The sequence below is a fragment of the Vibrio kasasachensis genome, from assembly GCF_050337565.1.
Lineage (GTDB): Bacteria > Pseudomonadota > Gammaproteobacteria > Enterobacterales > Vibrionaceae > Vibrio > Vibrio kasasachensis.
Genome location: NZ_JAKJTB010000011.1, coordinates 152,622 through 166,124 on the forward strand (window position 1 = coordinate 152,622; position 13,503 = coordinate 166,124).

At 43.0% G+C, this 13,503-nt stretch carries 9 protein-coding genes; 6 read left to right on the forward strand and 3 right to left on the reverse strand.

Annotated features, from left to right (window positions below):
- The first annotated feature begins 195 nt into the window (after window positions 1-195).
- From L4C38_RS07605 to L4C38_RS07615, 3 genes are read left to right on the forward strand one after another with little or no spacing between them, the layout of a single operon-like run.
- Window positions 196-903, forward strand: a complete 708-nt coding sequence (locus L4C38_RS07605) for a response regulator transcription factor (protein ID WP_428796936.1) — start codon at window positions 196-198, stop codon at window positions 901-903.
- On the forward strand, window positions 893-2,323 hold the full coding sequence (locus L4C38_RS07610; protein WP_428796937.1) for an ATP-binding protein: 1,431 nt from the start codon (window positions 893-895) through the stop codon (window positions 2,321-2,323). The genes L4C38_RS07605 and L4C38_RS07610 overlap by 11 nt, the downstream gene beginning before the upstream one ends.
- Before the next feature lie 2 nt (window positions 2,324-2,325).
- Window positions 2,326-3,558, forward strand: a complete 1,233-nt coding sequence (locus L4C38_RS07615; protein WP_428796938.1) for an ABC transporter substrate-binding protein — start codon at window positions 2,326-2,328, stop codon at window positions 3,556-3,558.
- Window positions 3,559-3,712: 154 nt separating this feature from the next.
- On the opposite strand, the gene L4C38_RS07620 is transcribed toward L4C38_RS07615, so the two are convergent.
- Window positions 3,713-6,646, reverse strand: coding sequence for a putative Ig domain-containing protein (locus tag L4C38_RS07620; RefSeq protein ID WP_428796939.1), 2,934 nt, complete (start codon window positions 6,644-6,646; stop codon window positions 3,713-3,715).
- Window positions 6,647-7,234: 588 nt separating this feature from the next.
- On the reverse strand, window positions 7,235-7,426 hold the full coding sequence (locus L4C38_RS07625; RefSeq protein ID WP_428796940.1) for a hypothetical protein: 192 nt from the start codon (window positions 7,424-7,426) through the stop codon (window positions 7,235-7,237).
- Window positions 7,427-7,876: 450 nt separating this feature from the next.
- On the opposite strand from L4C38_RS07625, the gene glgX reads away from it, so the two are divergent.
- The 3 genes from glgX to L4C38_RS07640 all read left to right on the forward strand — a co-directional run bounded on the left by glgX (window position 7,877) and on the right by L4C38_RS07640 (window position 12,942).
- Window positions 7,877-9,847, forward strand: coding sequence for a glycogen debranching protein GlgX (gene glgX, locus L4C38_RS07630; protein ID WP_428796941.1), 1,971 nt, complete (start codon window positions 7,877-7,879; stop codon window positions 9,845-9,847).
- A 196-nt stretch (window positions 9,848-10,043) separates the two neighbouring features.
- Window positions 10,044-11,810, forward strand: coding sequence for a sensor domain-containing diguanylate cyclase (locus L4C38_RS07635; RefSeq protein WP_428796942.1), 1,767 nt, complete (start codon window positions 10,044-10,046; stop codon window positions 11,808-11,810).
- Window positions 11,811-12,072: 262 nt separating this feature from the next.
- Complete coding sequence (locus L4C38_RS07640) at window positions 12,073-12,942, forward strand: glycerol kinase (protein ID WP_428796943.1); 870 nt, start codon at window positions 12,073-12,075, stop codon at window positions 12,940-12,942.
- Window positions 12,943-12,989: 47 nt separating this feature from the next.
- Here the strand turns inward: L4C38_RS07640 and L4C38_RS07645 are convergent, their stop codons facing one another.
- Window positions 12,990-13,421: a YccF domain-containing protein gene (locus tag L4C38_RS07645; RefSeq protein ID WP_428796944.1), complete on the reverse strand. Its 432-nt coding sequence runs from the start codon at window positions 13,419-13,421 to the stop codon at window positions 12,990-12,992.
- Window positions 13,422-13,503 lie beyond the last annotated feature (82 nt).

The window sequence follows — 13,503 nt, forward strand, 5'->3', positions numbered from 1 at the left end:
CATCCGCCATCTGGCTATATCGTAAGCATAATAGCGCGTTCCAGAAAGTTGAAGGTTGCAAAATTACACAAAATTGTAAGAGCGCACTTACAAAAATAACTTACTGAAGGCATCAGTTTAGCGAGTCAAACATTGAGAATAATGTCAGCAATGGCATCATATTCATGGCATAAACATTAAGCAATTGGATAGCGAATGAGTGCGAAAAAAATCTTAGTTGTAGATGACAACCTAGAACTACGCGAAGCATTAAGTGACTACTTAGGTAAAGCGGGGTTCGATGTGATTGGAGCTGAAAACGGCGTGGCGATGTGGGGTATCCTGAAAACTCATCAACCAGATTTGATTATTCTCGATATCATGATGCCCGGAGATGACGGCTTTACGCTATGCCAGTTGCTTCGTCGCTCCTCTAATGTGCCAATAATCATGCTGACTGCCGTCACCGAAGAAACGGATCGAGTTGCCGGGTTAGAAATGGGCGCTGATGACTACATAACCAAATCATTTAGCCCTAGAGAGCTACTTGCTCGAATTAAAGCCATCCTACGCCGGAGCATTACCAGCCACAGTGCAAAACTGGCGCGTAAAGTTCGTTTTGATGATTGGCAATTAGACACAGTTACCCGCCAACTCGTGCACACCCAATCCAAAACAGTCAAGCAACTCAGTGGTGCCGATCTTTCTCTGCTGGGATTATTCATCTCCAATTCTGAATCCATCCTTTCTCGTGATGATATTGCTCGTGAAATTTGGGGACGCGACGCAGATCCATTTGAGCGCGGAATTGATGTGCAAATCAGCCGCCTGCGCCACCATCTCGATGATAAAGACCGTTCCCTCATTTTAACAGTACGCAACAAAGGCTACATGTTAACTGCCGGTGTGCAGTATGAAAGTTAAAGGTCTCACCAATTCGCTCGCGATGCGTACCAGCTTATTTTTACTTTGCGTCATTATTCTCGCCCAATTTCTCGCTGGATTAATTTGGTATCAACACAGCAGTGAAAAAGACAAAGAAGGCTTAACCACCACCGTAAATAGCCTCGCTCTCAGCGCCGCTTCTACAATTTCTTTTTTCCAAACCTTACCACCTGAATATCGTCACTTAGTGCTTAATCAATTGCGAAACATGGGGGGAACACGCTTCTTCGTTTCGCTCAATAATCACCAAATTCCCGTCTCGCCATTACCATCAAGTGATCGTAAAACAATGGTAATAGATGAGGTTGAAGGGGTGTTATCTAACGAATTACAGGACGCTCCCAATATACAGGTAGAATTCACTCGACGAGACAAACTGAAAGTCTTCAACAAAGAATTATCAATTGATGAATTACCTATGCTTTGGGGGCATTATTCACTCTCGTATGGAGACCTAAACCCTCCCATATTAGTGATTCAAGTTGAAGTAGATAAGAACGCTTGGTTCTACCTTGCTGCTGTTCTTCCCGCCCCATATATCAACCTAGAAACCAGTTATTTTGAGGTCCGAGAGTGGTTCACATTCGTGCTTTCCGCTCTGTTGTTGCTAATTTGTACTTGGTGTGTAGTGCAACGAGAAATTCGCCCCATTCGCCAACTCGCTAAAGCCGCAACACTAATGTCAAGCCGATTAAAAGTACCAGAAGTAAAAGAAGAAGGCAGCGCAGAACTGCAAGCAGCGGTCCATGCGTTTAACAAAATGAATCGTCGTATCGATAGCCATATTAAAGATCGAGAAATGTTGTTTGGCTCAATATCTCATGACTTAAAAACGCCAATAGCGTGTTTAAAGCTACGCGCTGAGATGCTTGATGACGATACAGATCGAGAACGTTTCACTCGTATCGCCAATGATCTTGATTTGTTGGTTAAAGGCGCATTGCAGTGCATTAAAGAAACCGACATTCATGAAGATATAGAACCGATTGATTTAGAGCAGTTAGTCTCTCATGTCGCGAGCGCCGTTGACCCTAAAGGAGATAACATAACCATACATAACTCTCGAGTTAGCCGCTATGCTGGCAAGCCTCTGGCGATAAAACGTTGCATTCAAAACTTAGTTGATAACGGGGTTAAGTATGGTGGAAAAGTCGATCTTTACCTGCAAGAAACTCTCGAAGCGGTAACCATTAAAGTGGAAGATCATGGCACTTCTATCGATCCGTATACGCTAGATAAACTCATCCAACCTTATTATCGCGGTCACAACGATCAAGAAGGCAACGGTCTTGGCTTGACCATTTCACAAAGTATTATTAAAGCGCACGGCGGGCAGCTATCGCTAGATATAACTGAACGGGGCGGTCTTTGCGCAACCCTCGAATTCCCAAGAGATTAGTTATGAGAAAAACATCATTATTCATCATTCTCGCTAGCCTATCCACCACCTGTTGGGGCGACGTTGAAATTCTTCACTGGTGGACTTCAAAAGGCGAGCAGAAAGCGCTAGATTCTTTAGAGCAGCACCTTCTGCAGCAGGGTATTACTCTAAATCACTCGTCAATACTTGGCGGCGGTGGCGACACTGCAATGACGGTGCTACAAGCCAGGGCATTGGCAGGCAACACGCCTGACATTGCGCAAATCGAAGGTCCCAGCATTAAAGCCTGGGATGAAGTCGGCATTGTCCATACCATCAACGAAACCGCAAGAAAGCATCGCTGGGATGAACACTTATACCCACTCACTATCGACATCAATAAAACAAGCAATGGCTATATTGCTCTACCCATTACCTTGCATCGCTTAAACTGGTTATGGATCAACCACACGTTACTTGATCAGCTAGAACTCAACGTACCAAAAACATGGCCAGAAATGTTCCAAGCAATGGAAAAAGCCAAGCAAAATAATATGATCCCACTCGCCATTGGTGAGGAAGCTTGGCAAGTAGCGATGCTGTTTGAGAACTTAGTTATCGCAACAGGTGGGGTCGATTTTTATCACAAAGCTTTGGTTGAATTACAACGTGACCATATTAACAGCGCGCAAATGCGTTTAGCGCTACGCCAACTAAGGAAAATGTCGAATTTAGTTGAAGCACAGCATCCAAATCAAAACTGGGATACCGCCACCCAAGCGCTAATTGATAACAAAGCATTGTTCCAATTAGGAGGCGATTGGATACTGGGCGATCTACTTGCATCCGATGTGAATGTTCCTCAACAGATAGGCTGTTACCCCGCGCCACAATCACATAATGCCTTTCTCTACAACATGGATAGTTTCATCTTTATGGTGGCTGCTGATTTTACTCAGCAGCAAGCTCTACAAGTCGCAGATGCTCTCGCTGATAAGAAGTTTCAGACAGAGTTCAACAAAATAAAAGGGGCGATCCCAGTTCGTACTGATATCAATATCTCAGGATTTAACCCGTGCCAAATTCAATCTCATACTGATTTCATTCAAGCGACCAAAAATGGATTAACCGTACCGAGTATGACGGATTCAATGGCCGTCAATCCGGTCGCTCAACAAGCAATTAATTCTGAGATATTTCGTTACTACCGCAATTCAGATGTTTCAGAAGATGAGGTGATCAAGCGTATCATCTCAATTGCTAACAGCACTTAAGAGATGAGTTTCCTCTGAACTAAGGTGGAGTTTCGCTTATAGCGACAATTACAATTAGGTGGAGACAAAAAAACCCAACGCTTTGAACGACGTTGGGCTTGGATGTTACAGACTCCGCTGAGTCTCATATATAACCAGAGAGCTTGTTATCAGCTTATTTTTCTAATGCTGATAATTCCATTTCGCTATACGCTGTTTTCGGTGGATTAAGGTATAAGCTCTTAAGCAAACGCTCTGAATGTTTATTCCATTTACTGTAATAGTCATTGCTCGCAAACGGGCTATCCTTGTCGTTACTGTGTTTGGCAAAACCTAAACTGTGAGCAAATTCGTGACTAACGGTTTCTGCATTCCAATCACACTTACCCTCAGTGTTACCATTACCGAGATTAATCCAAGCTAGACCCGAATCTTTAATATATTGAGTATTTGCGTCGATGCTAAGGCGCGTGTCACCATTATAAGGTCTAGTCGTAGCATTGGCACAAAAGCCCGCATAGTCGTTGTTAAATACCACTGCAGTATCGAACGAAACCACGAAACCGCTGGTAGCAATACCTGCGTTTTCCAGATCATGGGTAAATGTTTCTACACCAATACTATTGTTAGGCTGATGCGGAATTTCAGGGTTTTCATATTTTTTAGTATCAAATTGGACAAAAATCGGAGCATTAAAGAAATCGCCCAATGTACGTTCTAGTATGGCGATACCATCTGTAACCTTAACCATATTTTCAGCTAGTTCGGATTCATTGCCGACAACATAGACGTCATACTTTTCACCATTGCGTTCCTCTGGTTTTTTCCAGCGCGCAACCCCTAATTGGTTATATGGAGAGTCAAAAGCATTCATCTGATTCATAAATGCTAGTAACTCTTTAACCTGATTGTCATCAAGTGGCAATTGTCGCACTTTGTCAAAAAATGCCATGCCCTTATTTTGATCTTTAAAGAAGTACTTAGCTGAGAAATTTCCAATTTCATTCACGATCAGCATATCTTCTTGCCCGCCAGTGACGATAAGCTCCATGTCTCCATCATCAATGCTGAGCACATACTTGCCTGTTGCCTCAATATAAGAATACGACCCTGTAAATGCCTCATCCGCATCACACATTTTCATGATGAACTGATTACCCGAGGTGAATTTAAGCCTATTACATTGCCAGTACGACCCCGCGTCAACGTTGTCAGATCTATCATCAGAAATATTGACGTATTCGTGGTCTAAGATAAATTTTGTTGTCGTTGGTTTATCGCCATTCAGGTTCGACAATAGTTCATTTGCTTTTGCTTGATCCGTACTTTGCAGCCAAATATATTTACTATTACCGGTGCCAGTATTAACCAGTAATTGCACATCAGCGCTTTCGTAGCCGATGTCTAACAGATGATCTTCATTACCATCCATAGCAAACACTAAAGTGCCATCCGCATTCATTTGGTAATTACCCGTTACTCCACCAACGTGATCTCCAATAATTCCGCTTTCCAGTTTGCGGTTTAGAGTGTCATACTTAAATCCATCTTTATTCCATTGCATCCAATATAACGGCTTGCCTTCATAGTTCGCAAAACCCACTCCAGGCTCAGGTAAGCTCTCATCTGCTTCTATCGTCAGATTAAATGAAACAGGTGCAGTGCTTTGGCTTTCATCATCAATCGCCACAACCTTAATAAGGTGAGTACCAATTTGTGTAGAGGAGCCAACAATAGAGGCGTTTTCAATGGTGATTCCCACAGGGGCACCTGACAATTGATAACTGTTTTCACCACCATCAGGGTCGGGACCAAAAAGCGTAGTGAGATCAATAGGCGTAATATCTTCGCCTTGCTTAACCGTTTGTGCAGGAATGGTTGGGGTCAAAACCGGTGGTAGCTCATTGTCAATAGTAATGGTGACTGTGACTTTGTCTGAGTAGTTGTCTCGGTCTTTGGCAGACACATTGATCTCAAATGACCCAGCTTGTTCTACAGTGCCAGAGATAAGTCCAGTCTGCTCGTTAAGCACCAAACCATTTGGTAATGGAGATTTAGGATCCAAATGGTAAGTCAACGTATCATTTTCAGGATCGCTAAACCAAGCCGTTACATCAATATCTGTAATGCTAGCACCATAGACTAGATCGACATTTTCTGGTGTAGGAGTGACTACCTCTGGAGCTTTATTGCCTTCAACTGTCAACGTAAGAGTGACAACCTTTGAACGACCTTTATTTGCATCGATAGCCACAGTGTTAATGGTGAAAACGCCAGTAGTGGTCGGTATACCGCTAAACGTCGCTGTAGGAGAATCAAAAGTGATGCCCGCAGGGATCCCCGAGTGTATATAATCTAAATTGGTGCCAGTTGCTGTTAAAGAAATTTCAACCATTGCGCTGTGTTGTTGTATCGTTTGTTCAGTGCTATCAGCAGTCAAGGTTGGACGAGAGGGCTGTGTTATCGAACCATCAGAGCCAATGGCAATATAGTTTTCGTTTAGCTCTGTCTCATTAAGGGCTGCAACTGCGGTTGTTATTCCCTCTAACTTGTCCGTAGAAATCGATGGATTATCGAATAAAGTTTCACCAATAAGGGTGACTTTTTTAAGGGCGAGATCACTCGGCGCACCTTCAGAACTTGCAATATAATCGCCATAAATAACGGATAATTCCAAACCTAGGTCTGCCATTGCGTCAGCAATAAAACTATCTGCCGCCTCGTTAGTTTCCCCATCTGCTAACATCAAGCGCATTTTGAAATCGGTAAATGGGTTGGCAGTCTTGCTGCCAGCTGGTGCTATTAAAGTCTTGGTGCTAGTTAGAGGACCACGCTGAGCGTCGATAGAGTCAGCGGTAGTCACAGCGCATAAATTCGCTGTTTTGTACTGTTTGGCTAACTGAGCGATGCCCGCGCTATTTGTAGTGCCGATCACTTCAGATTCACAGAAGCCATCAAGGTCAACGTCAGCTGTGATATTTACATGTGACAAATAACCATCTAATACAGTAAATGTATAGTCAGATGATGGTGAGTTTTCATTACTATCACCACCACAACCCACTAATGCCAATGCAATCGATGCAGTGAGTAAACTAATTTTTTTCATTATTAATGCTCATGAAAATTTGCATTCACACCCAATCTAGAGGATAGAACACAGAATAAATTACGGAATAAAATACGGAAAGCGCGCGACTTTATCACACCTGCCAAACAGTAAATTGTGAGCGCCATCACTATATACCTAATAAAACTATCAACACCCAACTAACACACTGAAAATAAAGATTAATTTGCGATGTAATTCACATGAAAGCCCAAGTGAGGTCACTTCACAAGATGGCTTGTAGCGGCTTTAAAATGCAGCTTATCCTTGAGCATTCAATTCATGAGCTTCCAAAGCCGAACGATTGGATTAAATCTGGGGTATGGGGGGGAAGAGATTACAGGTCTATGCTCAGTACTTTTGCAGTGTCCTTGTCCAATTAACTGCGATGATAACCCTCATATTTGAAGTGAAGAGAAACTTATATGGGTACGCTTTTAGGAGTTCAGCGAAGAACCAGACTATTAGTGATTTGGTCTCTCAAAACAGCAGAGCTTACCACCAAGCAAAAACAGCAAAGCCATCGCTTAATTTCATAAACACTAGAAAATCGGGGGCGATAGCGATGACTTAGCTGGACTGAGGTTATTAATCCTGCGACAAGCCCACGTTTTCTAAGCGTTGCTTAAAGGCATCGATACTTTCTGCGTGATACGTTGGTGAACCATTAAAGTAACGGGGTTTTTCTGGGGCTAAAGCATTTTTAAATGCTTTTTCTTGCTCAAGGTCATCATGGTAAACCGTCACTCGGTTGGGGATATCCTGCTTAAATGTCGCCATTATGTTCTCCTTTCATTTGGCAATTAGTTACATTTAAGCTTAGATAATTGAGTTAAAGAGTCAAAGCTTGTACCAGCATGCTTGCTAGTAAAACCAAACAAACTAAGGCGATAAAGTCTATTTTCTAATAGCTTAGATAGAATACACCCTAGCAATAAAACTTAGGCTTTGTGATCCCTATTCACTGATTTGAAGGAAAGATCGCCAATTGACCCAATGCGCTAACCACACACAAACGATGCAAAAATAAAGGTTATTCGAACTGGGTCACTGTTTGTAAGAGAATTTATTAGCTACCGAACAAATTTTTGTCACACATAATGTCCTATAGTTCTTTATTTGAGGCATACACTGATATGATGCGTACATAAATTAGCCATATAGATAGCAATACCAACAACTAAAGAGCTTAGGCTTACGCATCAAGCAGCACGGTAATCAACGAAAAACATGACAATAATAGTTTCTAGCCCATACCCTTTAGGAGCGACCTTACATGAGCAAGGTTGTAACTTTGCGATATACGCCCCTGATTGCAAAGAGATTCGTTTAGCATTGTTTGATGCTCAAGGTCAGCATGTCAGCTACGAACTTGACCAAGAGTATGCTGGTATCAAACATGTTTTCATTACAGGCATCACTGCTGGTCAACGGTATGGCTATACCGCCATCATCAAAGGACAAGAGCACTATCTTGCCGATCCTTACGCCAAAGCTCTCGACCAAGCACTGCACTACAACCCAACCTTCAACGCGAGAAAGAGTTTTCAGCTTGCCAAGTGTCTTGTGACAGATGATCAGTTTGATTGGCAAGGTGTGGTATCACCACAACGCGACAAAGATGAAATGGTCTTGTTTGAAACTCACGTCAAAGGGATCAGTCAGTTAAACCTCGAAATAGACGATGCTTCACGCGGGCGCTACTTAGGTTTGGTTAGCAACGCCATGCTGAGTTTTTACCAGCAGCAAAACATCAACACTATCCAGTTATTGCCGGTCGCAGCCTGCATGCACGAACCACACTTGCTCAAAATGGCAAAGGTTAATTACTGGGGGTACAACCCGTACCTGTTTATGGTGCCCGATCCTCGCTATGCAAATTCAGATGCGGTCACTGAACTGAAAACCGCCATTAGAGAACTGCATCGAAATGGGATAGAAGTGATACTGGATGTGGTTTACAACCACACGGCGGAAGGCGGGCAAGATGACCCTATTTTTAACCTCAAAGCATTAGATAAGAAATACTACCTTAAGCAGGGTCAGAACTTTGCCAATTACACTGGCTGTGGTAATACGGTCGATCTCACTCATCAGCCATCACTTAATCTAGTTATGGATACCTTGCGCTACTGGGTAACCGAGTATCATATTGACGGCTTTCGATTCGATCTTGCTGCCACTCTCGGCAGAGAAGGTGAGAGTTTCAACCCGAATAGCGGCTTTTTCAAAGCAGTAGCACAAGACCCCATACTCAAAAAAACTAAACTTATTGCTGAGCCATGGGACATCGGCCCCAATGGCTATCAAGTTGGCAACTTCCCATTTGGTTGGAGTGAATGTAACGACCGCCTGCGCGATATTAGCCGCAGCTTTTGGCGCGGTGACCAAGGTTACCTAACCGAACTCGCCACCCGCATTATGGGCTCACGGGACCTTTATAGCGCATCGAACTGGCCCTATCGCCTTACGGTGAACTACATTACATACCACGATGGCTTCAGCTTACAGGATTTGGTCTCTTACAAATCGAAGCACAACGAGGCCAATGGTGAACAAAATCGAGATGGTCACGGTGACAACCGCTCAGCAAACTACGGTAAAGAAGGTCCAACCGACGACCCACTGATCATAGCAATCCGAGAAAAACAAAAACGCAACTTTATGGCAACATTACTTTTCTCATTTGGCATCCCACACATTTTAATGGCTGATGTGCTCTCTCACAGCCAAAAAGGCAACAACAATGCCTATTGCCAAGATAGTGAAATCAGTTGGTTGGATTGGCAACTGGATGAGAGCAAAGAGAATTTCAGAGCATGGCTCGCAGATATGGTTGCCGCACGGCAGCGCTATATGGTGCCATTTATTCGTGCCTTTAGCGGTGAGAGTAGAAACAGCAATCGTGTCAATTGGCGACAACTCGATGGGAGCGAAATTAGCCATCAAGATTGGAATCAATTAACAGCAGTTGGTCTTCATATGGGCATAGGCGAGAATGGTGAGCAACTTTTCTACGGCATCAACCAAACTGATGCTCCCGCTCGTTTCAGTTTACCAAATGAGACGAGTCAAGAATGGTTGATGATCTGTAACACGGGGTCAACTGAAATGCATCAGCGTGTAGAACGTAAACAAATTCTTCTTGAACCCTCGTCAATTGCCATTTTTTACTGCCCATCCAATCTTTTGCGAAAGTAACCTCCTATATCCAAGTGACTTCAAGATACAGGATTCAGAGTCTTGAAGTTACTTGGGTATATATAGCATCGAGGTGAGAAATACCAATACTCAACTTGATGCAATAAACCCTCAATACTGCGTTGATCATCTAGTTAAATAGCTTTAAAATAAGACACAAATCACAATAATTTTTAATAAGTTGGCAATTTCCAACATGGCTTTACCGAAGATCGTCACACAAACACTTAGACCGTACGTCATTCTATTATCTTTGAGCATGTTATATCTAGCGTATGAGCAACTTCAAACATCAGAGCAAAACGCCCATTCACAATCCCTAGCAAACTTAAGCACCGCTGCCCATTTGGTTTCATCTCAAGTTGAAGCCGCTTCAAGCAAGCTATTTATCCTAGATGACACTCAATCGTTTACTGATTTTAATAACACAGCAAGACGCATTTTAAAACACTCCCCTATCTATGCTGACGTTGTCCACGTAAACCTTGAGACAGGGCAATATCGTTCTGTATTACTAAACCCCACCACAGCAGAGAAAGACCCTAATATCATATGGACGCCATTGGTCAAGTTCTCTCCGCATATCGCGATTTCATCTCTGTATGAAAAATCACCGGGATACTGGGTATTTGCGGTGAAATATACACCAAATGATACCGAGCAACTTTGGCTTGAGTTTGATTTAAAACACACCACTCAAAGCTTGCGCGGCTTACGCACGCTAGATGAAGGCTATGTATTTGTTATTGATAAACATACGGGTCGATTGATTTTTCATCCAGACCCAGATCGTATCGGTACGCCTTCAATCAGTTACCATAGTGGCATCAGCGAGTTGGTTGAATCAGGTACCATATTTGGTGAATATGAATACTACTACCGAGAGCAATTTAAAATGTCCGTGTTTGAAGCCGACAACGCCTTTGATTGGGTGTTTATTTCTGGCACTGATCGCTCTGATATTTTATCGACATCTTATCAATTTGGTTTGACCGCCATTTTCATTGCTTCATTACTCTATTTAGCGATTGCGATTAGCTATTTAACCAAACAATTAAGCCTCTCGCTCGCTGGTCTTAATACGCAAACGGATCTCGCCACTTTTAAGCACCAATTACGTTATACTTTGGACCGATTCATTCCACACCAAGGCATACAATTCTGCTTGTACAATAGCCAGCATGGACACTTTTCTACTTTAGATTTTCATGGTAACGGCCGAGTTTTCATGAAAGACAAAACGATCGCTAATCTCTTCCTCCCGGGAAAGATCCGTTATCTAAACAAATCAGAAGCCGATCCTCTCGCGCAAAAATTGCAGATCCATTCCAATCATTACGTCATCCCCCTGCATAGCCAAGATGAACTTATTGCCATTATTTATATTCAAGCGTTTCTGCCGAGCAGCGGCAGTATTCTGCGCATGATTAGAGATTATAGCGAAATCGCATTGAGCAACTTACTCCTTCGTAATACCTTGATGCGCGAAGATGTAATGACAAAACTAGACAGCCAGCACACCATGAATGCATCCATCGATTGCCATCAAAATTCCCAACACGTCTTTTTTGCCCAATTGGAAATCGATTTCTTTGAGCAGATTTTGCATCTCCACGGCTCACAGTGTGCCGATAGAATTGTATTGGCTACCGCAGAAATGATGCATACCTGCTTTCCTAAACCACGTGCTATCAGCTTGTCACGTGACGGTTTAGACAAGTTTTGCTTGCTCTTCCATGCTCACAATGCCGATGACGCGCTGTATAAATGTGAGGAATTAAAGCAACTCATTGAGAAGAATCCTGTACAAATAGGTGAAACGAACATCCCTTTTACGGTCAGTATTGGCGGGGGACAGGTAAGCGAAGCGCATCAAGATACGCTCAATAGAACCGAAAAAGCCTTATACAAAGCAAAAAGCGCTGGGCGCAATCAAGTCAATTTTAACGCTTACGTCGATTAACAACCCATCGAGGAGGCTTATACCCAAGAAACCTGAAGATGCAGGTAGGCGGCAAGTAAGAAAGTCCCCTGAGCATAGGTGAACTATGTGATTGGGGCGCACGAACACAGCCAACACAGCTGCAACTTCAAGTATGACGGGTATAGCCTGCTTTTTTATTGTCGTGACACAAGCCCCACCACACCCAACCACTTCTAAAATTCCCTTGGCGAGATGTAAACTGGCTGCGACAATCGTCTTTCACTGCCCGTAAGGAGCTTGTATGACTGAACAAAAACTCTCAACCTCTCAACTTGCCAAGAAACGCGACATTCCAGCAAAATCGCTTTTCGCTGAACTAAAACGCGCAGGGTATATCAACCGCAGCGAAGATGGATGGGTGCTCACAGAAATTGGTATCAAGTTTGGCGGTGAGTACATTCAGCATACAAAGTTTGGACCATTTATTGTCTGGCCTGAAAACCTATTGATCGATGATTCATTGAGTCGAGGTCAATTACTCAGTGCAACTCAGCTTGGTGAGCGATTAAACCTCAATGCGAAGCGAATCAATCAACTACTTAGTGAGCTAGGCTGGATTAGCAAAACTGAACAAGGCTGGCAAGTGACACCAGCAGGCTTAACCCATGGCGCACAACAAAAGACAGATAAAGAAAGCCAGCAACTCTTCGTGATATGGCATGACACAATTACCCGCAATAAACGCCTAAAACAAACGGTGCTGGAATACCTAGGACAAGATGCCAATGCAAAAGCCACCGACAAATCATTTTCCAGTTTCCAGCAAAAATTTGCCGCAAAACATCGTACATTAGATGGACATTATGTTCGTTCTCGCGCAGAACTAATCATTGATAACTGGCTCTACATGAATGGGGTTGTGCACGCCTATGATAGACAACTCCCTACTGAAGAGGATCATCTAAGTGACTTTTATCTACCTACAGGCAAAGTCTACTTACAATATTGGGGAGATGATAATGGCGCAACAAGCGGTAAAGAAATTGAGCGAATCAAGCAGCTCTATCAGCAACACCAATTTTCACTGATTGAAGTGTTTGAACATGAAATTGAAAAACTGGATCAAGTACTACCCAGCAAATTAAGAGAATTTGGCATCAAAGCCTATTAACAAAAACGCCGCAGTATTTGCGACGTTTTTGTTAATAGGAGTTTATGTTATCTGCGTAATGAATAGCGCGCTGCAGCCGCTTCTTCTTTCGAGACCACTGTTTTACCAATTGGCGCAAGTGAGATCACCGCAAGCTTGAGGTGCTGAAGTGCAAACGGGATACCGATAATAGTAACAAAGCAGGCTACCGCAGAAATTATATGACCAATCGCTAGCCAAACACCTGCGAACAAGAACCAGATAATATTACCGACCAAACCAAAAGGGCTGGTACCAATATCAGTTTCGAGAGTCAACTCATCACGAGAAATTGCCTCTTGTCCGAATGGGAAGAAAGAAAAGTTCCCCATTACAAAACAGGCTCTACCCCATGGAATACCGATAATACTGATGAATGCTAGTAAACCAAACAACCACCACATCAATCCCATAACCACACCACCGAAAAGAAACCAAATGATGTTACCTAATGTGCGCATATTTTTAGACCCTCTTTAAAAAAACTGGCAATAGAAGTAGAGAGTAGGCACCAGTATCCATGCTTGCTATGAACCTAACATG

What these genes read in the sequence shown, in the direction of transcription:
- L4C38_RS07610 (WP_428796937.1), top strand. Translation starts at nt 893, where the DNA reads ATGAAAGTTAAAGGTCTCACCAATTCGCTCGCGATGCGTACCAGCTTA.
- L4C38_RS07625 (WP_428796940.1), bottom strand. Translation starts at nt 7,426, where the DNA reads ATGGCGACATTTAAGCAGGATATCCCCAACCGAGTGACGGTTTACCAT.
- L4C38_RS07615 (WP_428796938.1), top strand. Translation starts at nt 2,326, where the DNA reads ATGAGAAAAACATCATTATTCATCATTCTCGCTAGCCTATCCACCACC.
- L4C38_RS07635 (WP_428796942.1), top strand. Translation starts at nt 10,044, where the DNA reads ATGGCTTTACCGAAGATCGTCACACAAACACTTAGACCGTACGTCATT.
- L4C38_RS07645 (WP_428796944.1), bottom strand. Translation starts at nt 13,421, where the DNA reads ATGCGCACATTAGGTAACATCATTTGGTTTCTTTTCGGTGGTGTGGTT.
- L4C38_RS07620 (WP_428796939.1), bottom strand. Translation starts at nt 6,646, where the DNA reads ATGAAAAAAATTAGTTTACTCACTGCATCGATTGCATTGGCATTAGTG.
- glgX (WP_428796941.1), top strand. Translation starts at nt 7,877, where the DNA reads ATGACAATAATAGTTTCTAGCCCATACCCTTTAGGAGCGACCTTACAT.
- L4C38_RS07640 (WP_428796943.1), top strand. Translation starts at nt 12,073, where the DNA reads ATGACTGAACAAAAACTCTCAACCTCTCAACTTGCCAAGAAACGCGAC.
- L4C38_RS07605 (WP_428796936.1), top strand. Translation starts at nt 196, where the DNA reads ATGAGTGCGAAAAAAATCTTAGTTGTAGATGACAACCTAGAACTACGC.